Genomic DNA, 22,604 nt, shown 5'->3' on the forward strand with positions numbered 1-22,604 from the left:
GTCGGCCATGAGTCTGGAAAACCTGTCATGCCAGAAGAGCTTCGGCGGCTGGCATAAACGCTACAAGCATCATTCCGATGCGCTCGGTTGCGACATGACCTTTGCCGTCTACCTGCCTCCGCAAGCGGAGCAGGGCGGCAAGCTGCCGGTGTTGTATTGGCTGTCCGGTTTGACCTGTACTGACGAAAACTTCATGCAGAAGGCCGGCGCCCAGCGCATGGCCGCCGAGTTGGGCTTGATTATCGTCGCGCCGGACACCAGCCCCCGTGGCCCCGGCGTGCCGGGCGACCCGGACAATGCCTGGGACTTCGGCCTCGGCGCCGGCTTCTACCTCAATGCCACCCAGGAACCCTGGGCCAAGCACTATCGGATGCATGACTACGTGGTGCAGGAATTGCCGGCACTGGTGGAGGTGCATTTCCCTGCGTCGGATAAACGCGGCATCAGCGGCCACTCCATGGGCGGTCACGGTGCGCTGGTCTGTGCGCTGCGCAACCCTGGACGTTACCTGTCGGTGTCGGCATTTTCGCCGATCAACAATCCGATGGACTGTCCGTGGGGCCAGAAGGCCTTTTCCCGTTATTTGGGGGAAGAGCGCTCGAAGTGGCGTGAATGGGATGCCTGCGTGCTGATCAGCGAAGCCTCGGAAAAGTTGCCGCTGTTAGTGGACCAGGGCGATCGCGACGATTTCCTCGCCGTTCAGCTCAAGCCCGAAGCCCTGCTGCAAGCAGCCAAGGCAGCCAACCATCCGCTGGAACTGCGCCTGCAGCCTGGCTACGACCACAGCTACTTCTTCATCGCCAGCTTCATCGAAGACCATTTGCGGCATCATGGTCGTGCTTTGCTCGGTTAATCTGAGGCAAAAGTAGGTAGAATCACGCCCTGAATTAAATCGGGGCGTTTTTTTATGCGTATTGGCCACGGCTACGATGTGCACCGTTTCGCTGAAGGCGATTTCATCACCCTGGGCGGCGTGCGTATTGCACACCACCATGGGTTGCTGGCTCATTCTGACGGCGACGTGGTCTTGCACGCCTTGAGCGATGCCTTGCTCGGCGCGGCTGCATTGGGCGATATCGGCAAGCACTTCCCGGACACCGATCCCACCTTCAAGGGCGCGGACAGCCGTGTGTTGCTGCGCCATGTGGTCGGCCTGATCCATGCCAAGGGCTGGAAGGTTGGCAACGTCGATAACACCATCGTCGCCCAGGCGCCGAAAATGGCCCCCCATATCGAAGCGATGCGCACAGCGATCGCCGCAGACCTGCAAATTGAATTGGATCAAGTCAACGTGAAAGCCACCACCACCGAAAAGCTCGGGTTTACCGGTCGTGAAGAGGGCATCGCGGTGCACTCCGTCGCCTTGTTGCTGCGCGCATGAACGACCTGCAACTGCTGGGCCCGAGGGCCTATGGCGAGGCCCTGGGCAGCGCGGTACTCAAGGCCACAGCCGAAGACTTCCAGGTTGATGAGGTGCTGGACATCCCGCTGACCGGCGACGGCGAGCACCTGTGGCTGTGGGTGGAAAAGCGCGGCTTGAACACTGAGGAAGCGGCACGGCGTATCGCCAAGGCTGCTGGGGTGCCATTGCGCACCGTCAGCTATGCCGGGCTCAAGGACCGTCAGGCCCTGACCCGCCAGTGGTTCAGCGTGCAATTGCCCGGCAAGGCCGACCCGGACATGAGCGGCGCAGAAAACGACACCCTCAAGATCCTGAAAACCGCCCGTCACAAACGCAAGTTGCAGCGTGGGGCTCATTCGGCCAACGGCTTCACCTTGCGCCTGACCCAACTGGTCGGCGACACCGCTGCCATCGACGCACGTCTGCAGTTGATTGCCCGGCACGGCATCCCCAATTATTTCGGCTCCCAGCGTTTTGGCCACAACGGCGGCAACGTGGTGGATGCTCGCGAGTGGGCCGCCCGCAAGGCCCTGCCCGAGCAGCGCAACGTGCGCTCGCGCTTGCTGTCCACCGCTCGCAGTTACCTGTTCAACCAAGTGTTGGCGGCTCGTGTCGCCGACGGTTCATGGCAGCGAGCCCAAGTTGGCGATCTGCTGGCGTTTACCGACAGTCGCAGTTTTTTTCCGGCCGGGGAAGCTGAGTGCAGTGACCCGCGCCTGGCGATTCTGGACCTGCATCCCACCGGCCCGCAGTGGGGCGAGGGCGATTCACCGGCGAAAGGTCTTACATACGAGCTGGAACAATCTGTCGCCGCTGGCGAAGCTGACCTACGTGATTGGCTGGTGAAGGCGGGAATGAGCCAGGAACGTCGCATTCTGCGACTGCCCATTGGCGGGTTGACGTGGCATTATCCCGGGCCTGACATTCTGCAATTGGAATTCGTCCTGCCGGCCGGATGCTTCGCCACTGTCTTGGTGCGCGAGCTTGTTGATCTGGTGCCGGTGGGGCAGACGGACAGCCCATGCGTATTCTGATATCAAACGATGACGGTGCCACCGCACCCGGTCTTGCCGCGCTCCATGCTGCGCTGCAGGATTACGCCGAGTGCGTGGTGGTTGCCCCCGACCAGGACAAGAGCGGCGCCAGCAGTTCGCTGACGCTCGACCGTCCGCTGCACCCGCGGGTCCTGGCCAATGGCTTTATCAGCGTTAACGGCACCCCCACCGACTGCGTGCACCTGGCGATCAACAGTCTGCTGGAGCACCAGCCAGACCTGGTGGTCTCGGGGATCAACCTGGGCGCCAACCTGGGTGATGACGTGCTGTATTCCGGTACCGTGGCGGCCGCCCTTGAAGGGCGCTTCCTGGGCCGCACCGGCTTTGCCTTTTCCTTTGCCTCGCGGCAATTGGATAATCTGGCGACGGCGGCGTATTACGCGCGCAAGCTGGTGGAGGCCCATGGCTCCCTGGACCTGCCGCCGCGTACGGTGCTCAACGTCAATATCCCCAACTTGCCCCTCGACCATATTCGCGGTATCCAACTCACGCGCCTGGGCCATCGCGCCCGTGCTGCGGCGCCCTTGAAGGTGGTCGACCCACGCGGCAAGGAAGGATACTGGATCGCCGCGGCCGGTGACGCCGAAGATGGCGGCGAGGGCACGGACTTTCATGCGGTGATGCAAGGCTATGTCTCCGTTACCCCGTTGCTGTTTGATCGCACCTTCAGTGATGCCTTCAGTGGCCTTGATGGCTGGCTGGAGGGACTGCGTTGATGGCTCGTGAACAAGACGACTTGTTGCGCCGCGGCATCGGGATGACCTCCCAGCGCACCCGGGAGCGGTTGATCCAGCGTCTGTATGAAGAAGGCTTGTCCAACGCACAGGTGCTGGAAGTAATCCGACGCACGCCGCGGCACCTGTTTGTCGATGAGGCGCTGGCACATCGCGCCTATGAAGACACAGCGTTGCCCATCGGCCACAACCAGACCATCTCTCAGCCCTATATGGTTGCGCGTATGAGCGAGCTATTGCTGGCGGCGGGGCCGTTGGACAAGGTGCTGGAGATTGGTACCGGCTCTGGCTATCAGACGGCCGTGCTGTCGCAATTGGTAGAGCGGGTGTTTTCGGTCGAGCGCATCAAGGTGCTACAGGACCGGGCCAAAGAGCGTCTGGTGGAGCTGAACCTGCGCAACGTGGTATTCCGCTGGGGCGATGGCTGGGAGGGCTGGCCGGCGCTGGCGCCCTACAACGGTATCATCGTCACCGCCGTGGCCACCGATGTGCCGCAAGCCTTGCTGGATCAATTGGCACCTGGCGGGCGGCTGGTCATCCCGGTGGGCTCCGGCGAAGTGCAACAGTTGATGCTTATTATCCGTGAGGACGAAGGTTTTTCCCGGCATGTACTCGGTGCCGTGCGTTTCGTCCCCTTGCTCAACGGCCCGCTGGCCTGATCATTTATTCGCGGGCAGTGAATTCTGTAAGCGGGGATGTGTCTTACGGCGGGGTCTATTGAATCAACATGCCTGGCAGCCACGATTAAACATGGTGAATTTTTCCTTTCAGTCAGGTGCCAGTAAAAAGCCAATGCCCAGTTATACTTGCGTCATATTTCAAGCCTGATACAGGCGTTAACGTTCAGCCACCACAAAGGGAGCGGCGGGTGAGTCTCACAGGTCCTGCGCAGCGAATGAGTAAAACAAGCTTTCAGCGACTGGTGCTTGGCCTTGTCTTGAGTTCCTTATTGGCAGCCTGCTCGAGCACGCCATCCGGCGGTGCGCGGGTCGTTGACCGTACCAACGCAACCCCCCAGAGACCTACGGTCACCACTGGCCAATACGTGGTGCGCAAAGGCGACACCCTGTTCTCGATTGCCTTTCGTTATGGCTGGGACTACAAGGCGCTGGCCGCCCGTAACAACATTCCTGTGCCGTATACGATCCATCCGGGGCAGACCATTCGTTTCGATGGTCGCTCAGGTTCTGCACCTACGGCAGTTGTGACAAAGTCGGGATCTTCGCCATCGTCCTCGAGCAAGACCACCATCATTACCCGGCCTGCAGGCAGCGCCGCGCCTACGGTTGCGAGCAAGCCGGCACCCGCGCCGTTGCCACCCGCCGGGCCTGCGCCGACCGGTTGGGGATGGCCTTCAAACGGAGTGTTGATTGGAAAATTCTCTTCAAACGGTAGTTTGAATAAAGGCATTGATATCGCCGGGGATTTGGGACAGCCTGTTTTAGCTGCGTCTGATGGGACAGTGGTGTACGCCGGGAGTGGTTTGCGGGGCTACGGCGAGCTGGTCATCATCAAACACAGCGATACCTACGTCAGTGCCTACGGTCATAACCGCAGGTTGTTGGTTCGGGAGGGGCAGCAGGTCAAGGTCGGACAGACGATTGCCGAAATGGGGTCAACGGGCACAGACCGGGTGAAACTGCACTTTGAGATTCGCCGCCAAGGGAAGCCTGTAGATCCGCTGCAATTCCTGCCCCGTCGTTGATGTGTTGCACAGCCTGTTCCCTCACGTAGAAGGAACAGGCTCCAGCGTTGCCAAGGATAGAGGCGTCGCTTGAGCTTGAGGTCGAACTCACCAAAGGACTATAACAATGGCTCTCAGTAAAGAAGTGCCGGAGTTTGACATCGACGATGAGGTTCTCCTTATGGAGGCCGGTATCGATTTGGAAACGATGTCAGATAATGAAGGGGTATCACCACCTTCAGTTCGCACCAAATCCAAGAATGCTGCCGCGTTGAAGCAGCACAAGTACGTTGACTATACGCGGGCGCTCGACGCGACCCAGCTGTACCTCAATGAAATCGGCTTTTCCCCTCTGTTGACCCCCGAAGAAGAAGTCCATTTTGCGCGTCTGTCGCAAAAGGGCGATCCGGCTGGGCGTAAGCGCATGATTGAAAGCAACCTGCGCCTGGTGGTGAAAATCGCCCGACGCTACGTCAATCGTGGGCTGTCCCTGTTGGACCTGATCGAGGAGGGCAACCTGGGCTTGATCCGGGCTGTGGAAAAATTCGACCCTGAGCGGGGCTTCCGTTTCTCCACCTATGCCACCTGGTGGATTCGCCAGACCATCGAACGGGCGATCATGAATCAGACCCGCACGATCCGGTTGCCGATCCATGTGGTCAAGGAGCTCAACGTCTACCTGCGGGCGGCGCGTGAGCTGACGCAAAAACTCGATCATGAACCTTCGCCTGAAGAGATCGCCAACCTGCTGGAAAAACCGGTAGGGGAGGTCAAGCGCATGCTCGGCCTTAACGAGCGTGTCTCTTCGGTCGATGTCTCGCTGGGGCCGGACTCGGATAAGACCCTGCTGGACACCCTGACCGATGATCGTCCGACGGACCCTTGCGAGCTGTTGCAGGACGATGATCTTTCCCAAAGTATTGACCAGTGGCTCTCAGAGCTCACGGACAAGCAGCGTGAAGTGGTGATTCGCCGCTTCGGCCTGCGCGGTCATGAGAGCAGCACCCTGGAGGATGTAGGTCTGGAGATTGGTCTGACCCGTGAGCGGGTGCGGCAGATCCAGGTAGAGGGCCTCAAGCGCTTGCGCGAGATCCTGGAGAAGAATGGCTTGTCGAGTGAGTCGTTGTTCCAATAACGATTGGTAGGGCAGCGATGACAAAACGCCCGATGCATGTGAATGCATCGGGCGTTTTGCTGTGCCCTGATCGTTCCCACGCAGAGCGCGGGAACGATCAGGCATAAAAAAACCCCGCTTTTAAGGGCGGGGTTTTTTCGACTAAGTCAGTACAAGTTAGATAACTTGTACTTCTTCAGCTTGCATGCCTTTCTGACCGCGGGTAGCGATGAAAGAAACCTGTTGGCCTTCTTTCAGGCTTTTGAAGCCGTCGGATTGGATAGCTTTGAAGTGAACGAACAGGTCGTCACCGGATTGTGGAGTGATGAAGCCGAAGCCTTTTTCATCGTTGAACCACTTAACGGTACCAGTTTGGCGATTAGACATGGTGTATCTCCTTGGACAAAGTTAACTGCGACTCAGGAAAAGCCCTGGCCGAGACTGAGTGCAAAGAGCAGGAAAAATTCTTGGAGATGGTTGGATCGAAATTCAACATATCGTGTAGAGATTCTCAGTGACACAAGCAGCACAGTGGCGCCACCTTAACCCTTTTTCCGGAACGTGCCAATGGTATTTCCGAAGGTTTCTCTATTTTCGTGACTGGCGGTGGTATTTACAGTCATTGGCGCCTGCCGTCCGGGTCCCGGCCACGCTCGCTATGGCTTATAACCAGCCGTGCATTGATCAAGAAAACCCGTACGGCCTTTGAACCCCAACGCCGGCCCCGGTAAGATGGCTCACAGATTTTTTTCGCCTCGCTATTCAGGACACCGCCATGAGCATCAAATCGGACAAGTGGATTCGCCGCATGGCGCAGGAACACGGCATGATCGAGCCGTTCGTCGAACGTCAGATTCGTGGCGAAGGCGACGAGCGCGTGATTTCGTACGGTGTTTCCAGCTATGGCTACGACGTGCGTTGCGCCGATGAATTCAAGGTGTTCACCAACATCAATTCGGCGATCGTCGATCCAAAGAACTTCGACGAAAAGAGCTTCGTCGACGTCAAGAGCGACGTGTGCATCATCCCGCCCAACTCTTTCGCCCTGGCGCGCACCGTGGAATTCTTCCGTATTCCGCGCGACGTGTTGACCATCTGCCTGGGTAAAAGCACCTATGCCCGCTGCGGCATTATCGTCAACGTCACACCGCTCGAGCCGGAGTGGGAAGGCCACGTGACCCTGGAATTCTCCAACACTACCACCTTGCCGGCGAAAATCTACGCCAACGAAGGCGTGGCACAGATGCTGTTCCTGCAGTCCGATGAGGCTTGTGAAGTGTCTTACAAGGACCGTGCGGGCAAGTATCAGGGCCAACGCGGCGTCACTCTCCCACGCGCTTGATCGAAAGCGCCTACGGGTAAAGGGAATTTGTCTGCAGAAAGTGACTCTATCTAGGTGTACTGCTTCGGCGCGTGTGAAACGCGCCGGGCCATACTTGAGGAGTACCTTATGAAGATCGACCCGCGAATCAGCGCAGAACTCGCCCGGCTTGAACCCAACCAGATTGGTGTTCTGGCCTGGTCCTTGATGGCCAACCCCGCGCACGCGGGGGGCATCCCTGGTCAACCCGAACCTGATTACCCACAGCCTACCGAACCGGGTGAGCCGACCTTACCGGACGAGCCGCCACCCGCGCCCGTTGCCTGATCCCTGAGCAGGCCTTATCGATCATTGAATCGGCCAGACCTGGTGATCGCCGATCACATAGATTCGGCGGTCTGGGGCCTGCTCCACGGCATAGCCCCCTGTAAACGCGCCAAAGGCTGGCAGCAGGCTTACCCGCCCGCCGACTTGGAAGCACGGCAGGCGTAGCCGTTGGCGCCCTTTACCGCGCAGGTGGTACACAGGATGCACATGCCCCGCCAGTACATGATGGCTGGCATGGGCGTCGGGCTCATGTCGCAAGGCGAAAGGGCCCATCAGCAGAGGCTCCGCGACCACGTCGATGCCCAAGTCCAGTGGTGGGTCGCCGGCACGTTTGTCGTGATTGCCGCGAATCAAGATCAAGGCCAGTGTGCGATTGCGCTCACGCCAGGCCCGGATTGCGTTCAGGGTGGCGCTGGCGTGAGAGCCGGGGCCGTGCAGGAAATCGCCGAGAAAGATCAACTGTTCGCAGGGTAGGGCCGATAACAGCCTGTCCAGGCCTTCCAGGTTGGCCGTAGTCGTGCCCTGTGGCACCGGCTGCCCCAGGCTGCGATAGGCCGACGCCTTGCCAAAATGCGCGTCGGCGATCAGCAAACATTTACGCGCGGGCCAGTACACAGCTTTCTGCGGCAATAGCCATAGCTCTTCACCTTCCAGTGTCAGTGGGTAATGCATCAGCCTTGCCCTTTGTCGGCGACTTTTTCCAGGTCCTTGACCATCCGCGCGATGCGCTCCGAGAGTTTTTCCGAGCTCATGCTTTCGCGCATCCGTTCTACCAGCAGCGGAAAGGCCAGGGGCGTGGGCCGCTGGATCCTGTGCAGGTCCAGCTTCAGCGTCGACAGATGATTCAGCGTCTGTTCCAGCCGGCGAATATCCAGCTCGTCCCGCAGAACTTCTTCCCCTGCCTGGGCCAGCAGCAGATTTTGTGGGTCATATTGCTTGAACACTTCAAAGAACAAACCACTGGAAGCCTGCACTTGTCGCGTGCTTTTTGGCGCGCCGGGATACCCGGCAAATACCAGCCCGGCGATTCGCGCAATCTCGCGAAAGCGGCGCAGGGCCAGTTCGCCGGCATTGAGGCTGGCGACCACATCCGCCAGCAGGCCTTGGGGGCTCAGCAACCTTGTATTCAACAACTGGGGCCACTGCACCTCGGTGGCGCTCAACAGCTCCAGGCCATAATCATTCACCGCAATCGAAAAGGTCAGCGGCTGCTGCTGGCTGACCCGCCATGCCAGCAAACTGGCTAGGCCCAGGTGTACCTGGCGGCCAGCGAATGGGTACAGAAACAGGTGCCAGCCCTCTCGCGACCGCAGGGTTTCAGCCAGCAGATGCTCGCGGGTCGGCAGCCCGGACCAGCGCAATTGGGTATGCAGCAACGGTTGCACCGCCTTCATCTCTGGGCCGTCGAAGTGCCCATGCGCGGCGGCATCAAAACGCTCGACCACCGCCTGGGCCAGTTCGTTGGAAAGGGGCATGCGCCCGCCATTCCAGCGTGGCACGGCGGCTTTTTTCGCGTTGCTGCGGCGTACGTAAGCGGTCATGTTTTCCACGCGCACCAATTCCAGCAACCGCCCCGCGAACAAAAATCCATCCCCCGGCTTGAGCCTTGCAATAAAGCCTTCCTCGACACTGCCCAGGTTCTTGCCGCCGCCGCCTTTGCTCCAGAACTTGAGCTGGATGCTGGCGTCACTGACGATGGTGCCCACGCTCATGCGGTGGCGGCGTGCCAGGCGGGCATCCGGAACGCGCCAGATGCCGTGCTCATCGGGCTCCACCCGGCGGTAATCCGGATAAGCGGTGAGTGACAGGCCACCATGGCGCACAAACCCCAGGGCCCAGGCCCAGTCCGCTTCGGAGAGGTCGCGATAGGCCCAGGCGCCGCGCACTTCGTCCAACAGTGCCGCCGGAGTAAACCCGCCACCCAAGGCCATGCTGACCAAGTGTTGGACCAGCACATCCAGCGGCTTGTACGGTGATTCCCGCGCTTCGATGCGCCGTTGGGCGATCGCATCCTGGGCGGCTGCGGCTTCCACCAGCTCCAGGCTGTGGGTGGGCACCAGCGTTACCCGTGAGGGCCGCCCTGGTGCGTGGCCGGAGCGCCCGGCGCGTTGCATCAGCCGCGCTACGCCCTTGGCGGAGCCGATTTGCAGCACCCGTTCCACCGGCAGGAAGTCAACGCCCAGGTCGAGGCTGGAAGTGCACACCACTGCCTTGAGCTGTCCATCCTTCAACGCTCGCTCCACCCAGTCCCGGGTCTCTCGCGATAACGAACCGTGGTGCAGGGCAATCAAGCCGGCCCAGTCCGGACGAGCGCCCAGAATCGCCTGGTACCAGATCTCGGATTGCGCGCGGGTGTTGGTAAACACCAGGCAACTGCTGCTGGCCTCTACCTCGGCGACCACTTGCGGCAACATCTTCAAGCCGATATGCCCGGCCCAGGGAAAGCGCTCGGTGACGGGCGGCAGCAAGGTGTCGACCTTCAGTGCCTTGGCCGTTTGCCCCTGTACATTGATGCCGCCGCCCTGTGGGGCCAGTACCTCCAAGGCGTGGGCCTGATTACCCAGCGTCGCGGAAATACCCCACACCATCAACTCAGGATGCCAGCGCCGCAAGCGTGCCAGTGCCAGTTGCAACTGCACGCCACGCTTATTGCCGATCAGTTCGTGCCATTCATCCACGATGACCATGCGCAGGTGCGCCAGGCTGGTTTCACTGTCGGCACGGGCCAGCATCAGGGTCAGGCTTTCCGGGGTGGTGACCAGGGCGGTGGGCTGGCGGCGGGTCTGGCGTGCGCGTTCGCTGCTGCTGGTATCGCCGGTGCGCAGGCCCACGCTCCAGGGAATCTGCAGGGCCTCCAGCGGTGCTTGCAGGGCGCGTGCGGAGTCGGCGGCCAGGGCGCGCATCGGCGTGATCCACAGGACGGTCAGCGGCTGGGCAGGCGGTTTGCGCTTGCTTGTAGCGGGCGGGCGGGTAATGGCGAAACGGTTGAGTGCGGCAAACCACAAGGCATAGGTTTTACCCGCCCCGGTGCTGGCATGCAGTAACCCCGACTGGCCGGCCTTGACCGCGGCCCATACCTCTTTCTGAAAGGCGAATGGCTTCCAGCCTTGGGTGGCAAACCATTGCTTGGCGAAGTCGTGGGTTTTTGCCATGCGGCAGCGGACGCTCTGGAGGGGTTAGTTCAAAGACCCTTCAAGCAGTGCTGACGTTCCAACTGTAGGCGCGGGCTTGCCCGCGAACAAAGCCCAGGCGCCGCGTTTAATCTGGAGGCCCGCGTTATCGTTGACGATTTTGGCGAGCAAGCTCGCGCCTACTTCAAATTGCCACTCAGAAACTGCTGCAGGCGTTCGCTTTTCGGATTGCCCAGCACATCCTCCGGCAAGCCCTGCTCCTCCACCAGACCCTGGTGCAGGAACAGCACCTGGCTTGAAACCTTGCGCGCAAAGCTCATCTCGTGGGTCACCATGATCATGGTGCGGCCTTCCTCGGCCAGGCCCTGGATCACCTTTAACACTTCGCCCACCAACTCCGGGTCCAGCGCCGACGTGGGTTCATCGAACAGCATCACCTCCGGCTCCATGGCCAGGGCGCGGGCGATGGCGACACGCTGCTGCTGGCCGCCGGAGAGGAATGCCGGGTATTGATCAGCCACCCGCGCCGGCAGCCCGACTTTGTCCAGGTAGCGGCGGGCACGGTCTTCGGCGTCCTTCTTGCTGCAACCCAGCACGCGGCGGGGGGCCATGGTGATGTTTTCCAGCACGCTCATGTGGCTCCACAAGTTGAAGTGCTGGAACACCATCGCCAGCCGTGTGCGCAAGCGTTGCAGCTCGGCGTCGTCAGCCACCCTCATGCCCTGGCGATCGCTGACCATGCGGATCGCTTGGCCGTCCAGGGTCATGGCGCCATCGTTGGGGGTTTCCAAAAAGTTGATACAGCGCAGGAAGGTACTCTTGCCGGAGCCACTGGCGCCGATCAGGCTGATCACATCACCGGTCTTGGCCTTGAGCGACACACCTTTGAGCACTTGATTGTCGCCATAGCTTTTGTGCAGGCCTTCAACGGTCAGTTTGTACATGGGGCATGCATCCTCAAGGCGAAAGTAGATAACCGCTGCGGTAGGCCTGTGTGCCGGCGACATGGCAGATCACCATGCCGGCCGTGGCCATGCGGCGTAGCGAACGGGCGTAAAGCAGCCCGGCGTGCTGGCAGTGCACAGGCGTTACGCGGTCTGTAATGGGGTCGATGATGTCGGCGACCCATTGCCCGGCCTCCAGGTATTGGCCTGGCAGGGCGTTGAATACCAGCAAGCCACCCACCGCCGTGGTCACCGGCTCCACCGCCGCCAACGGCGTAGCCGGGTAGGCCAGGGCAGGCAAGGGGGCTGCATTGTCGCGAATGGCGCCGAAGTGGATCAAATAATCAATGATGGCCTGGCAGTCCAGCGCGGCGAGGCCGTGGTTGACATCGCCCTGGCCACGCAGCTCGACGGTCACCGACAAGCTGCCCATGGGGATCGGGTAGCGTTCGCCGAAGCGTTGCTGCAACTGCCACCACACCAGGGTGAAACACTCATCAAAAGACTGCCCGCCGGAATCGGTGGCCAACAGGTTGGCCTGCGAACCCAGGTAGCGCGCCAACGGCTCTACCTGTGGCCAGGCTTCGGGCGTGGTGTACAGGTGCGTCACGGCTTCGAAGTCGCAATGCAGGTCCAGCACCACGTCGGCATCACAGGCCAGGCGTTGCAGCACCAGGCGTTGGGAGTGCAACTGGGTCTGGGCGGTGTGCGCGGCCAGGGCGTGGGACAGTGCGCTGCGGATCAATTGGGCATTGCGCTGGGGATCATCGCCCAGCAGGTCTTCGACCTGGTTACCGACGTCTTCGCTGAGATCGACGAACAGGCGATTGAAGTTCTGCCCGCTTTCCAGTTCGTAGCGGCCCAAGGGGATATCCATCAATACCTGTTCCAGGCCCACCGGGTTGGCGACGGGCACCAGCACGATTTCGCTACGCAAGCGCCCGGCCGTTTCAAGTTCTGCCAGGCGCGCCTTCAGATGCCAGGCCACCAGCATGCCCGGCAATTCATCGGCATGCAGGGAGGACTGGATGTACACCTTGCCTTCGGGCTGCTGCGGGCCGAAGTGAAAACTGTGGATCTGCCGCGCCGTGCCGGGCACCGGCGCGATCAAGTCATGTAGCTGATGGTGCATGCAAACTCCTTAGTGGCTCGGCCCGAGAAAGGCCAGCCAACGGCGTTCCGCCAGGCGAAACAGGCCGACCAGGGCAAAGGTCACCGTCAGATAGATCAGTGCGGCAATGCCAAATGACTGGAAGGTCATGAAGGTGGCGGAGTTGGCATCCCGGGCCACTTTGAGGATATCCGGGATCGTCGCGGTAAAGGCCACGGTGGTCGAGTGCAGCATCAGGATCACCTCGTTGCTGTAGTAGGGCAACGAGCGTCGCAACGCAGAAGGCATGATCACGTAGGCGTACAGCTTCCAGCCGCTTAGGCCATAAGCCTTGGCCGCCTCGACTTCGCCGTGGGCCATGCTGCGGATCGCCCCGGCGAAAATCTCGGTGGTGTAGGCGCAGGTGTTGAGGGCGAAGGCGAGGAGGGTGCAGTTCATCGCATCGCGAAAGAACGCATCCAGCACCGGTTGTGCTCGTACGGCGGCAAGGCTGTAGATGCCGGTGTAGCAGATCAGCAGTTGGATATAGAGCGGCGTGCCACGAAACAGGTAGGTGTAGAACTGCACGGGCCAACGCACCAGGCGCTTGCGCGAAACGCGGGCGATGGACAGCGGGATCGACACCAGAAAGCCGATGACCAGTGAGGCGCTGAGCAGCCACAAGGTCATGGCCAGACCGGTGATGTGCTGGCCGTCGCTATAAAGAAAGGGGCGCCAGTATTCCTGCAATAGCTCGATCATCGCACGGCCTCCCGGGCGCCTGCGGAGTAGCGACGTTCAAGTCGGCGCAAGACAAAGTTGGACGCGCTGGTGATCAACAGGTAGATCAGCGCCGCCAGCACCAGGAAATAAAACAATTGATAGGTGCTCTTGCCAGCGTCCTGGGCGGCTTTTACCAAGTCTGCCAGGCCGATGATCGACACCAGTGCGGTGGCCTTGAGCATCACCATCCAGTTATTGCCGATGCCCGGCAGCGCAAAGCGCATCATCTGCGGGAAGGTCACATAGCGAAACCGCTGTCCGCGCTTGAGCCCGTAAGCGGTGGCGGCTTCGAGTTGGCCACGGGGCACGGCGAGGATCGCACCGCGAAAGGTTTCGGTGAAATACGCACCGTAGATAAAGCCCAGGGTGATCACCCCGGCGCTGAACGGGTCGATCTCGATGTATTCCCATTCCATAAAGTCGGTAAAGCCACTGAGCCAGGTTTGCAGGCTGTAGAAAATCAACAGCATCAGCACCAGGTCCGGTACCCCGCGAATCAGGGTGGTGTAGAGCTGGGCGGGGATACGCACAATGGCCAGGCTGGACAATTTGGCGCTGGCGCCGAGCAGGCCCAGCACTACGCTGACGGCCAGGGACAGCACCGACAACTTGATGGTCATCCAGGTGCCTTGCAGCAACAGCGGGCCGAAACCCTTCAGGCTGAATGCGCTCAGCCCGAGGGTTTGCAACAGATCTTCGAACATAAATCAGGACCTATGGCGATAAAAAAGCGCCCCACCCGAAGCAGGGCGCCCCAGGCATTATTTGCCGCTGTACAGGTTCAGATCGCCAAAGTGTTTCTTCTGGATAGTGGCGTAGGTGCCATCATCGTGTAACGCTTTGATACCTTTATCCAAAAGCGCCTTGAGTTCAGTGTTACCTTTTTTGATACCGATGGCGGTTTTCGACGGCAGCAGCGGGTCGTCGATAGCGGCGCTCACTTCATAGCCAGCACCGGCGGGCGACTTGAGAAAGCCCAGTTCGGCTTGCAGCATGTCCTGCACGGAAGCGTCGAGGCGCCCGGAGGTCAGGTCGGCGTACACCTGGTCCTGGTTGGCGTAAGCCTTGGTGGTCACCCCGGCTTTATCCAGTACGGCCTTGGCGTAGGCTTCCTGGATGGTGCCTTGCTCATAACCCACGGATTTGCCCTTGAGAGATTCTGGCGTCGAATAGCCAGCGCCTTTCTTGAACACCAGCGAAGTCGGGCCGGAGAACAGCTCGGAGGAGAAGTCGATGGCCTTCTCGCGCACTGGAGTCACGGTCATCGACGAAATCACGCCATCGAATTTATTGGCTTTCAGGCCCGGGATCATGCCGTCGAAGTCACTTTCGACCCACTTGCACTTGACCTTCAGCTCTGCGCAGATCGCATTGCCCAGGTCGATATCGAAGCCCACCAGGCTGCCGTCGGCGGCCTTGGATTCGAACGGTGCGTAGGAAGGGTCGACACCAAAACGCAATTCCTTGTATTCCTTGGCTGTAGCAACACCAGCAGCCATGCACAGAGCCAGTGCAGAAAGGGTCAGCAATGCTTTTTTCATTAGGTAATCCCTGGAAACCAAGATAAGCGCTTGTGGCGCGATTAGGACTGTTACTGAACGGTGTCAGACCCACCACAAGTAGCAATTTCTGCACCATAGTTCCGGATGGGCTTTTTAAACGGTGGGGTAAGGCAGTTCCAAGTGTAGGCGGTGCCCAAAAATGGGCATGGAATTTCCAGTGCACCATTCTGGATCTTTCATTTATCAAGAAGGTGGGAGGTGGATCAGGCCAACAGGTCTTGTAGCGTGGCCAGGTTGTCCGCTTCCTCCACCGCCTTGTCCTGGCGCCAGCGCAGCATCCGCGGAAACCGCACCGCAATTCCGCTCTTGTGCCGCTTGGACAGAGCAATCCCTTCAAAACCCAGCTCAAACACCATGCTCGGCGTCACGCTGCTGACCGGGCCGAACTTCTCCACTGTGGTTTTGCGCACAATGGCGTCGACCTTGCGCATTTCCTCGTCGGTCAGCCCGGAATACGCCTTGGCGAACGGCACCAGAGTGCGCTCGCTGCCTGGCGGGCCGTCCCATACCGCGAAGGTGTAGTCGCTGTAGAGGCTGGCGCGCCGGCCATGGCCGCGCTGGGCGTAGATCAACACGGCGTCGACGCTGAAGGGGTCGACCTTCCACTTCCACCACAGGCCCATGTCCTTGGTGCGGCCCACGCCGTAGAGGCCGTTGCGATCCTTGAGCATCATGCCTTCCACGCCCAGGCTGCGAGAGGCGTCGCGCTGCTCGGCCAAGGCTGCCCAGGTCTTGCCTTCCAGCAAGGGCGAGGGCAATAACACCGGTTGGTTGCACGCAGCGATGACCTGTTCCAATTGGGTACGGCGTTCGGCTTGGGTGTGGTTGCGCCAGTCGTCGCCCTGATACTCCAGCAGGTCGTACGCGAGCACCGCCACTGGCGCATCCTCAAGAACTTTTTTACTCAAGGTTTTACGGCCAATGCGCTGTTGCAGCAGCGCGAAGGGTTGCACCGAGTCTTTCCACACCACGATTTCGCCATCAATCACCGTACCATCGGGCAGGCCACTGACCAGGCTGTGGAGTTCAGGGAAACGTTCAGTCAGCAACTCTTCCCCGCGAGACCAGACCCACAGGCGGCCCTCGCGCTTGACCAGTTGTGCGCGAATGCCATCAAACTTCCATTCCACCTGCCAATCGGCGGGTGAACCGAGCAGGGTGTCGAATTGCTCCACCGGTTGCGCCAGCCCGTGAGCCAGAAAAAACGGATAGGGTTGCCCGCCACGTTGCGCGTGCTCGTCGGATGATTCGGCGGCAATCAGCTTGAGGTAGCCTTCGGCTGTGGGACGGTTCGACAAATCGGTGTAGCCCACCAACCGCTGCGCCACGCGCTTGCTGTCGAGGTCGGCCATGGCAGCGAGGGCGCGGGTCACCAGCAGTTTGGATACGCCCACCCGAAAGCTGCCGGTGATCAACTTGATGCACACCATCAGGCTCGGTTGGTCCAGTTGCGCCCACAGCGCCGGCAGCCGGTCTGCAAGGTCCAAGGGTGGCAGACCGCGCAGGGGCAGCAGTTTTTCTTCCAGCCACACGGCCAGGCCGTCTTCGGATGTGTAGGTGGATTCTGGCAGGAGCAGTGAGATCGTCTCGGCCAGGTCACCTACGGACTGGTAGCTCTCTTCGAACAGCCAGGGTTCGATGCCGGCCGCTTCGGTGGCCATGTCCCGTAGCAGGCGCGTCGGCACCAGTTGCCGTGGCCTCCCGCCGCTGAGAAAGTACACCGCCCAGGCCGCATCGGCTGGCGGCGCCTGCAGGAAGTAGGCTTGCAGAGCCGCAAGCTTGGCATTGCTGGAAGTGGTGGCGTCGAGGTTGGCGTACAGCTCGGCGAAGGCTTTCATGCAGTAGCCTCTTCTTCGTCATCGCCGTATTCGGTGCTGAAGCCTTGGGCATCCAAGCCCTTTTCCCGCAGGTGACGCACCAACACACCGACCGAACCATGGGTGACCATTACCCGTTGTGCGCCGGTTTGTTCGATGGCCCACAACAAGCCGGGCCAATCGGCGTGGTCCGAGAGCACGAAGCCACGGTCCACACCGCGTCGCCGTCTGGTACCACGCAAGCGCATCCAGCCGCTGGCGAAGGCGTCGCTGTAGTCGCCAAAGCGGCGCATCCAGGTACTGCCTCCGGCGGAGGGCGGGGCGATGATCAGGGCTTGGCGCAGCAGTGGGTCGGTCTTTTTGAAGTCGCCGGCATACAGGGTCTCGGGGATGTAGATGCCCGCTTCGCGGTACACCCGGTTCAACGGCTCGACCGCGCCGTGGCTGAGGATCGGGCCGATGCTGGCGTCCAGCCCATGGAGAATGCGTTGGGCCTTGCCGAAGGAATAACAGAACAACACGCTGGCTTTGCCGCTGGCGATATTGGCCTTCCACCAGTCATTGATCCCGGTAAAAATCTGCGCCTGAGGCTGCCAGCGGTAAATCGGCAGCCCGAATGTGGATTCGGTGATAAAGGTGTGGCAGCGCACCGGTTCGAAGGGTGCGCAGGTGCCATCGGGCTCGACCTTATAGTCGCCGGACGCCACCCAGACCTCGCCCTGGTATTCCAGGCGCACCTGGGCCGAGCCCAGAACATGCCCGGCTGGATGAAAACTCAAGGTCACGCCGTGATGCACCAACCGTTCGCCGTAGGCCAGGGTTTGCAGGTTGATGTCCTGGCCCAGGCGCCAGCGCAGGATACCTTCGCCGGGGGCGGCGGCCAGGTAGTGTTGATTGCCGGTGCGGGCGTGATCGCCGTGGGCGTGGGTGATGACTGCACGTTCTACTGGGCGCCAGGGGTCGATGTAAAAATCACCGGCAGGGCAGTAGAGGCCTTCGGGGCGGGCGATGACAAGATCCATGGGGGTGCCGGGGCGGTGGGCTTGTTAGTTATGAGGCGGGGCTGGGTGCAGAAGTTCTATCTGAATGCAGGTTGCAAAGGTGGGCTTGCCTTCGATGTTGGCCTAGAAGCCGACACCTATCTACCTGACACCTGACGATCCAACTGTGGGAACTGGCTTGCCTGCGATGACGGCCTGACAGCCGAAGCTGTTATCCGTGTACATATCCATTTCTGCGGTAACGGCCACTTACGGTTCCGCTTTTACAGCCAGCCCTTTCAAGGTCTTCTGTAAAATCCCCTGAAATTCATTCAGGGGGTACCTAAACGATGTGGGCGGAAGTTCTAGCGCGTTTCGAAAAAAAAGCACCTGCCAGTGTCATGGCCAAACTGGCGCTGCAGCAGGCTATTGCCCCCGAGTGGATTGATCAGGTTTTCGAAGAACACCGGCAACGGCAGTATTCTCGTGAGCTATTGTTCTCGACCATCATCAAGCTAATGTCCCTTGTTTCATTGGGCTTGAAGCCATCTCTGCACGCCGCCGCGCGACAACTGGAGGACCTTCCGTTCAGCCTGGCGGCTCTCTACGACAAGATCAGTCGTACCGAGCCTGCTCTGTTGCGCGCCCTGATTACGGGCTGTGCACAGCGCCTGGCTCCAACCATCCGGGAGCTGGGCTGCACGGCGATGCTGCCGGGTTGGCAGGTTCGGGTAGTGGACGGTAATCACCTGGCATCCACTGAAAAACGTCTGGGAGCTTTACGCAACGAGCGCGGCGCCGCTCGTCCCGGTTTTTCGGTTGTTGCATACGATCCCGATCTGGATCAGGTCGTCGACCTTCAGGCGTGTGAGGATGCCTACGCAAGCGAGCGCGTTTGTGTGCTGCCTTTATTGGCCAATGCCGAGCCAGGCCAAGTGTGGCTGGCTGACCGGCTTTATTGCACGCTCCCGGTTATGGAGGCTTGTGAGCAAGTCCAAACTTGCTTTGTCATTCGTCAGCAAGCCAAGCATCCACGCTTGATTCAAGAGGGTGAGTGGCAAGAGCCAGTACCTGTGGAAACTGGCACTGTGCGTGAGCAGATCATCCAGGTCAAAGGCGGTTACCAATGTCGGCGTGTCGAACTGACGCTTCATTCGCCAACGGACTCCGGCGACAGCAGCTTGATGTTCTGGAGCAACCTGCCTGAGAGCGTCAGTGCGCAACAGATCGCCGAACTGTATCGCCGCCGCTGGAGCATTGAAGGTATGTTCCAGCGACTGGAAGCGATCCTGGAAAGTGAGATCGAAACCCTTGGCAGCCCAAAGGCTGCCTTACTGGGGTTTGCAACGGCGGTATTGGCTTACAACGTCCTGGCTGTTCTCAAACGCAGTGTTGAACAAGCTCATCGGGATACCCAGCCTGAAGGATGGGAAGCCTCGATTTACCATTTAGCGGTTCAGGTCAGGAGTGGATATGAGGGAATGCAGATTGCGCTGCCCTCGGAACATTTTCCTGTCATTCCGTTGGAAAAACTGGCTCAGCACTTATTGGCGCTTGCCAGAAATATCCAACCTAAACAAGTTGCGAAAAGCCCCCGTGGCCCCAAGGTACCCAAGCCCAAAACATGGGTTAAAGGCACCGCGGTGAATGCGCATGTTTCAACGGACCGGATAATCAAGGCTGCCAAGACGAAAAGACCTTGAAAGGGCTGGCTTTTACAGCGGGTCACTTTTGGAAAAGAGCCCCAAAAGTAACCAAAAGGGCTCTTGCCCCACCACTCGGCACCTCGCTTGGGCTCGGTGTGCCCGTAATCCGCCAGTGATTTAGGGGGCCGCCGCCACGCGCCATCCATGGCGCGGGGCGGCTAAACCGGCATCCCTGCCGGTTTACCCCCAAAATCCCTGTCGAATTCCGGCCAGCGTGGTTTGACGGGGCGCTTAAGATCAAAATCAAAAGCAGATCAAGAGCGACTCGCTTCGCATCGTGGTTACCGTCGGCTGCTATCGCAGCAAGCCACACAGCGTTATCCGGTTTCGTCAAGGAAGCCCGGTTACTTACCGGGCGTCAGGGTCAACCTTGTCTTGCCATACACCTTTTCAAAGTTCTGCGGCTGCATCGGAAAGCTCAGGTATTGCGCCTTCAACGACGGGTCGATGCCGCTGACATAGTTCGGGCTGGCCGGGTTGCCGGATTGGCCGATGCCGCCCTGGCCCATCATCGGTTCCGCCTGGCCGAAGTCGATGATCATGCGCAGCGCCGACACCTGGGTCGCGTTGAAGTCCTGGCCCCAGCTATAGGGCGCCGGGTTCAAGGTGTTGTGGTCGCCACCGCTGGCAAAGGGGCCGCGGAGGACCTGGCCGCTGGTGTTTTTCCATGTGGTGCTGTGCAGTTTGCCCCACTGCCAGGCCTTGTGGTCGGCGCCCAATTGGCTGTCGCCAGTAGTGATGGCGGCGGCCAGGGTACGGGCCAGGATCGCGGGTTTGTCTTCTTTTTGCGGTGTACGCGTGTCATCCCAGAACGGGCTGTCTTCACGGCCCAGCAGATGGTCGGCGATGGCCGAGTAGGACAGGCTGGCGTTGCTGACGAAGGCTTTCCAACTGGCGCTGTTTTCCGGGCCGAGTTTGTCGAGGAAGATTTGCCGGGCGCTTTCTTGCAGAAACAGTTCATAGATCGCCGCGTCAGCCGAGGTGGTTGCCAGCCGACCATCGAAGGCCATCAGGCGCTCCAGTGCTTCGCGGGCCTTGGCACGCTCCGCTGCCGGCAGGGCCTCGATGGCCTGCTTGAGGGGCTGGGCCATGCCGGGTGCCTGGAACATGCCCTTGAGCTTGGCGGCGAAGAGGGTGGTCTGGTCGTATTGCATGGCAATCAGGCTGCGGCTGTCATGCTTGCCGGCGTTGGCCAGTTGCGCCAGGCGTTCGCTGCGCTCCGGTGCATCCCAGGCGTTGGACAGTTGCATACCGTAGCCACGCGGCGCGGTGCGCTGGTTGGCGGTGCCGATCCAGCCTTGGGCCGGGTCCTGGTCGTACGGGTGCAGCATCGCGTCGGCGTAGCCGTCCCAGTCAAAGCGCGTGTCCCAGCCCGGCGATGGCAGCAGGCCTTCGCCTTCGCGGCGGTTGGGGAAGCGGCCGGTAACCTGCCAGCCGATGTTGCTGGCGTCGGCGAAGATCATGTTCAGCGCGATGGCGCGAATCTCGCGGGTAGCATCCGAGGCCTTGCCGGCGTTTTGTGCGCGGGACAGGTCGAAGAACGCATCCAGGCTCTTGTCGTCCTTGAAGTCGGCGGTTTGCAAAGCCAGGCCTAGACCGCTGGTGAGCGCCTGGCTGCTGTTGAGCAGGGCGCCGTGGCGGGTTTCGTACACCACTTCGCGAATCGAGCGCTGGCCCTTGATGAAGAAGGTTTCGTTGCGCACACCGGCCGGCAGCCATTTGCCGTTGTTCTCGTAGTAAAGCGCGTTGCCCTGGCGTTTGACCTTCTCGAGGAACAGGTCCTGGGTGTCGCCCTTGACCGCGCTCATGCTCCACGCGACCTTGCCGTTGAAACCCGACAGCAGGGTCGGCAGGCCGGCAATCGAAGCACCGACAGCCTGGTATTTGGGCGCACGAATCTGCACGTAGTTCCACGGCGACGGTGCTTGTGGCTGCGCGGCGATGTCGTTGGCCAGCAGGCTCTTGCCGCTGCGGCTGCGTTGCGGGCCAATGGCCCAGTTGCTTGAGGTGGTGACGCCCAGGGCATTAAGGCTGCGCAATTGCTGGCCCACCGTCTCTAGCCCGGCGAGGCCGGTGATCTGGCTCAGGTTGACGCCTTTGAGCTTGTCGGCTTCGGCCAGCGGGACGGGTTCGTCCGGTGCGCTTGGGGTGAGCCAGGCGAGTTTGTCGACGCCGACCTTTTGCGCCAGCACTAGGGCCGAAAGCTCCTCCTGCAAGTTGCTCGACTGGCTGAAATTGAGCAGGCAGAACAGCAGCGCCGAATCTTCCGGCTTCCAGTACTCGGGCTTGTAGCCGCTCTGGGCCAGGTCCGTCGGCAACTTGTCGCGATAACGGAACAGGTAGGCGTTGACGCCTCGGGCATACACTTCAAAGAAGCGTTTGAGGCGCGGCGACGAGGCGTTGTACAACTCGCCAGCGCTTTTCTTGAGGTTGACCGCCCGCATGAAGCGGTCGACATCCAGCACTTGCGGGCCCGACATTTCCGCCAGACGGCCCTGGGCCAGCAGGCGCAGGGTGACCATCTGGGTGATGCGGTCGCTGGCGTGCACGTAACCGAGGCTGAACAGTGCGTCGTGGAAGGTGTTGCTTTCGATCAGCGGCATGCCTTGGGCATTGCGGCGCACCGACACATTCTGTGCCAGGCCCTTGATTGGCTGCACGCCAGCAACGGGCGGCAGGGTGTCCTGGGTGTTCTGGAGCTGGCAACCGGCCAGGCCCAAGGCACTGACCACTGCCGCGGCAACGCCGAACCGGGGAAGAAAATGTAAGAGGGCTGGCGAGGCCATGGCAAAGCTCCTGCGGGGGGTAGCGTCAGTAAAGGCGCTACGTTAGTGAGCGCGGCGAAACGACGCAAGCGGGAGTTTTGGGTTAAGCATTAGAACTTGAGTCAGGCGCAGACCTGTGTGGGAGCGGGCTTGCTCGCAAAAACAGTGTATCAGTCAGTGTCTGTATCA

Annotated in this window: 21 protein-coding genes; 10 read left to right on the forward strand and 11 right to left on the reverse strand. The window is 60.5% G+C overall.

All coding sequences use genetic code 11. The features are described 5' to 3' along the window. The first annotated feature begins 7 nt into the window (after positions 1-7). From fghA to rpoS, 7 genes are all read left to right on the forward strand, one after another. A complete protein-coding gene (fghA, locus tag AB4P90_RS07360) occupies positions 8-853 on the forward strand; it encodes an S-formylglutathione hydrolase (protein ID WP_395605772.1) in 846 nt (281 codons plus the stop codon). A gap of 54 nt (positions 854-907) precedes the next feature. After that, positions 908-1,381 (forward strand): 2-C-methyl-D-erythritol 2,4-cyclodiphosphate synthase, encoded by a 474-nt coding sequence (gene ispF, locus AB4P90_RS07365; protein WP_003189207.1) that lies wholly within the window; start codon positions 908-910, stop codon positions 1,379-1,381. Continuing rightward, on the forward strand, positions 1,378-2,436 hold the full coding sequence (truD, locus tag AB4P90_RS07370) for a tRNA pseudouridine(13) synthase TruD (protein ID WP_032903247.1): 1,059 nt from the start codon (positions 1,378-1,380) through the stop codon (positions 2,434-2,436). Before ispF ends, truD begins: the two co-directional genes overlap by 4 nt. Continuing rightward, positions 2,424-3,173 carry a 5'/3'-nucleotidase SurE gene (gene surE, locus AB4P90_RS07375; protein WP_014717247.1) on the forward strand — a complete coding sequence of 250 codons (750 nt, stop codon included), beginning with the start codon at positions 2,424-2,426 and terminating at the stop codon, positions 3,171-3,173. The genes truD and surE overlap by 13 nt, the downstream gene beginning before the upstream one ends. Positions 3,174-3,214: 41 nt before the next feature. Further along, positions 3,215-3,850, forward strand: coding sequence for a protein-L-isoaspartate(D-aspartate) O-methyltransferase (locus tag AB4P90_RS07380; RefSeq protein ID WP_169850588.1), 636 nt, complete (start codon positions 3,215-3,217; stop codon positions 3,848-3,850). Positions 3,851-4,059: 209 nt separating this feature from the next. Then, on the forward strand, positions 4,060-4,896 hold the full coding sequence (locus AB4P90_RS07385) for a peptidoglycan DD-metalloendopeptidase family protein (protein ID WP_032893170.1): 837 nt from the start codon (positions 4,060-4,062) through the stop codon (positions 4,894-4,896). 106 nt (positions 4,897-5,002) lie between these two features. Further along, entirely contained in the window at positions 5,003-6,010 is a 1,008-nt protein-coding gene (gene rpoS, locus AB4P90_RS07390; protein WP_003189214.1) for an RNA polymerase sigma factor RpoS, read from the forward strand. Between the two features lie 156 nt (positions 6,011-6,166). On the opposite strand, the gene AB4P90_RS07395 is transcribed toward rpoS, so the two are convergent. After that, positions 6,167-6,376, reverse strand: a complete 210-nt coding sequence (locus AB4P90_RS07395; RefSeq protein WP_002554837.1) for a cold-shock protein — start codon at positions 6,374-6,376, stop codon at positions 6,167-6,169. Between the two features lie 388 nt (positions 6,377-6,764). Here AB4P90_RS07395 and dcd point away from each other — a divergent pair, with 388 nt between their 5' ends. Further along, positions 6,765-7,331 (forward strand): dCTP deaminase, encoded by a 567-nt coding sequence (gene dcd / locus AB4P90_RS07400; protein WP_003189215.1) that lies wholly within the window; start codon positions 6,765-6,767, stop codon positions 7,329-7,331. 108 nt (positions 7,332-7,439) lie between these two features. Then, complete coding sequence (locus AB4P90_RS07405; RefSeq protein ID WP_005785769.1) at positions 7,440-7,637, forward strand: hypothetical protein; 198 nt, start codon at positions 7,440-7,442, stop codon at positions 7,635-7,637. Between the two features lie 21 nt (positions 7,638-7,658). On the opposite strand, the gene pdeM is transcribed toward AB4P90_RS07405, so the two are convergent. The 9 genes from pdeM to AB4P90_RS07450 all read right to left on the reverse strand — a co-directional run bounded on the left by pdeM (position 7,659) and on the right by AB4P90_RS07450 (position 17,986). Next, complete coding sequence (gene pdeM / locus AB4P90_RS07410) at positions 7,659-8,309, reverse strand: ligase-associated DNA damage response endonuclease PdeM (protein WP_200600425.1); 651 nt, start codon at positions 8,307-8,309, stop codon at positions 7,659-7,661. Further along, positions 8,309-10,789 carry a ligase-associated DNA damage response DEXH box helicase gene (locus AB4P90_RS07415; protein WP_137270352.1) on the reverse strand — a complete coding sequence of 827 codons (2,481 nt, stop codon included), beginning with the start codon at positions 10,787-10,789 and terminating at the stop codon, positions 8,309-8,311. Before AB4P90_RS07415 ends, pdeM begins: the two co-directional genes overlap by 1 nt. Before the next feature lie 158 nt (positions 10,790-10,947). Beyond that, entirely contained in the window at positions 10,948-11,712 is a 765-nt protein-coding gene (locus tag AB4P90_RS07420; RefSeq protein WP_014717251.1) for an ABC transporter ATP-binding protein, read from the reverse strand. 13 nt (positions 11,713-11,725) lie between these two features. Then, on the reverse strand, positions 11,726-12,844 hold the full coding sequence (locus AB4P90_RS07425; RefSeq protein WP_072434311.1) for a succinylglutamate desuccinylase/aspartoacylase family protein: 1,119 nt from the start codon (positions 12,842-12,844) through the stop codon (positions 11,726-11,728). Between the two features lie 9 nt (positions 12,845-12,853). After that, entirely contained in the window at positions 12,854-13,564 is a 711-nt protein-coding gene (locus tag AB4P90_RS07430) for an ABC transporter permease (protein ID WP_003189226.1), read from the reverse strand. After that, on the reverse strand, positions 13,561-14,289 hold the full coding sequence (locus AB4P90_RS07435) for an ABC transporter permease (protein WP_014717254.1): 729 nt from the start codon (positions 14,287-14,289) through the stop codon (positions 13,561-13,563). Before AB4P90_RS07435 ends, AB4P90_RS07430 begins: the two co-directional genes overlap by 4 nt. Before the next feature lie 57 nt (positions 14,290-14,346). Further along, the gene (locus tag AB4P90_RS07440) at positions 14,347-15,126 is read right to left on the reverse strand and encodes a transporter substrate-binding domain-containing protein (RefSeq protein WP_014717255.1); all 780 of its coding nucleotides are present in this window, start codon (positions 15,124-15,126) and stop codon (positions 14,347-14,349) included. A 224-nt stretch (positions 15,127-15,350) separates the two neighbouring features. After that, positions 15,351-16,985, reverse strand: coding sequence for an ATP-dependent DNA ligase (locus AB4P90_RS07445; protein WP_014717256.1), 1,635 nt, complete (start codon positions 16,983-16,985; stop codon positions 15,351-15,353). Further along, entirely contained in the window at positions 16,982-17,986 is a 1,005-nt protein-coding gene (locus tag AB4P90_RS07450; RefSeq protein WP_020300977.1) for a ligase-associated DNA damage response exonuclease, read from the reverse strand. The genes AB4P90_RS07445 and AB4P90_RS07450 overlap by 4 nt, the downstream gene beginning before the upstream one ends. A 359-nt stretch (positions 17,987-18,345) precedes the next feature. On the opposite strand from AB4P90_RS07450, the gene AB4P90_RS07455 reads away from it, so the two are divergent. Then, the gene (locus AB4P90_RS07455) at positions 18,346-19,647 is read left to right on the forward strand and encodes an IS4 family transposase (protein ID WP_395605773.1); all 1,302 of its coding nucleotides are present in this window, start codon (positions 18,346-18,348) and stop codon (positions 19,645-19,647) included. A gap of 347 nt (positions 19,648-19,994) precedes the next feature. Here AB4P90_RS07455 and AB4P90_RS07460 read toward each other — a convergent pair whose 3' ends face one another. Continuing rightward, positions 19,995-22,436 (reverse strand): penicillin acylase family protein, encoded by a 2,442-nt coding sequence (locus tag AB4P90_RS07460; RefSeq protein ID WP_395605774.1) that lies wholly within the window; start codon positions 22,434-22,436, stop codon positions 19,995-19,997. Positions 22,437-22,604: the final 168 nt, after the last annotated feature.

The sequence above is a fragment of the Pseudomonas sp. B16120 genome (genome assembly GCF_044218845.1).
GTDB classification, from domain to species: Bacteria; Pseudomonadota; Gammaproteobacteria; order Pseudomonadales; family Pseudomonadaceae; genus Aquipseudomonas; species Aquipseudomonas paracarnis.

What these genes read in the sequence shown, in the direction of transcription:
- fghA (WP_395605772.1), top strand. Translation starts at nt 8, where the DNA reads ATGAGTCTGGAAAACCTGTCATGCCAGAAGAGCTTCGGCGGCTGGCAT.
- ispF (WP_003189207.1), top strand. Translation starts at nt 908, where the DNA reads ATGCGTATTGGCCACGGCTACGATGTGCACCGTTTCGCTGAAGGCGAT.
- truD (WP_032903247.1), top strand. Translation starts at nt 1,378, where the DNA reads ATGAACGACCTGCAACTGCTGGGCCCGAGGGCCTATGGCGAGGCCCTG.
- surE (WP_014717247.1), top strand. Translation starts at nt 2,424, where the DNA reads ATGCGTATTCTGATATCAAACGATGACGGTGCCACCGCACCCGGTCTT.
- AB4P90_RS07380 (WP_169850588.1), top strand. Translation starts at nt 3,215, where the DNA reads ATGACCTCCCAGCGCACCCGGGAGCGGTTGATCCAGCGTCTGTATGAA.
- rpoS (WP_003189214.1), top strand. Translation starts at nt 5,003, where the DNA reads ATGGCTCTCAGTAAAGAAGTGCCGGAGTTTGACATCGACGATGAGGTT.
- AB4P90_RS07395 (WP_002554837.1), bottom strand. Translation starts at nt 6,376, where the DNA reads ATGTCTAATCGCCAAACTGGTACCGTTAAGTGGTTCAACGATGAAAAA.
- dcd (WP_003189215.1), top strand. Translation starts at nt 6,765, where the DNA reads ATGAGCATCAAATCGGACAAGTGGATTCGCCGCATGGCGCAGGAACAC.
- AB4P90_RS07405 (WP_005785769.1), top strand. Translation starts at nt 7,440, where the DNA reads ATGAAGATCGACCCGCGAATCAGCGCAGAACTCGCCCGGCTTGAACCC.
- pdeM (WP_200600425.1), bottom strand. Translation starts at nt 8,309, where the DNA reads ATGCATTACCCACTGACACTGGAAGGTGAAGAGCTATGGCTATTGCCG.
- AB4P90_RS07415 (WP_137270352.1), bottom strand. Translation starts at nt 10,789, where the DNA reads ATGGCAAAAACCCACGACTTCGCCAAGCAATGGTTTGCCACCCAAGGC.
- AB4P90_RS07420 (WP_014717251.1), bottom strand. Translation starts at nt 11,712, where the DNA reads ATGTACAAACTGACCGTTGAAGGCCTGCACAAAAGCTATGGCGACAAT.
- AB4P90_RS07425 (WP_072434311.1), bottom strand. Translation starts at nt 12,844, where the DNA reads ATGCACCATCAGCTACATGACTTGATCGCGCCGGTGCCCGGCACGGCG.
- AB4P90_RS07430 (WP_003189226.1), bottom strand. Translation starts at nt 13,564, where the DNA reads ATGATCGAGCTATTGCAGGAATACTGGCGCCCCTTTCTTTATAGCGAC.
- AB4P90_RS07435 (WP_014717254.1), bottom strand. Translation starts at nt 14,289, where the DNA reads ATGTTCGAAGATCTGTTGCAAACCCTCGGGCTGAGCGCATTCAGCCTG.
- AB4P90_RS07440 (WP_014717255.1), bottom strand. Translation starts at nt 15,126, where the DNA reads ATGAAAAAAGCATTGCTGACCCTTTCTGCACTGGCTCTGTGCATGGCT.
- AB4P90_RS07445 (WP_014717256.1), bottom strand. Translation starts at nt 16,985, where the DNA reads ATGAAAGCCTTCGCCGAGCTGTACGCCAACCTCGACGCCACCACTTCC.
- AB4P90_RS07450 (WP_020300977.1), bottom strand. Translation starts at nt 17,986, where the DNA reads ATGGATCTTGTCATCGCCCGCCCCGAAGGCCTCTACTGCCCTGCCGGT.
- AB4P90_RS07455 (WP_395605773.1), top strand. Translation starts at nt 18,346, where the DNA reads ATGGCCAAACTGGCGCTGCAGCAGGCTATTGCCCCCGAGTGGATTGAT.
- AB4P90_RS07460 (WP_395605774.1), bottom strand. Translation starts at nt 22,436, where the DNA reads ATGGCCTCGCCAGCCCTCTTACATTTTCTTCCCCGGTTCGGCGTTGCC.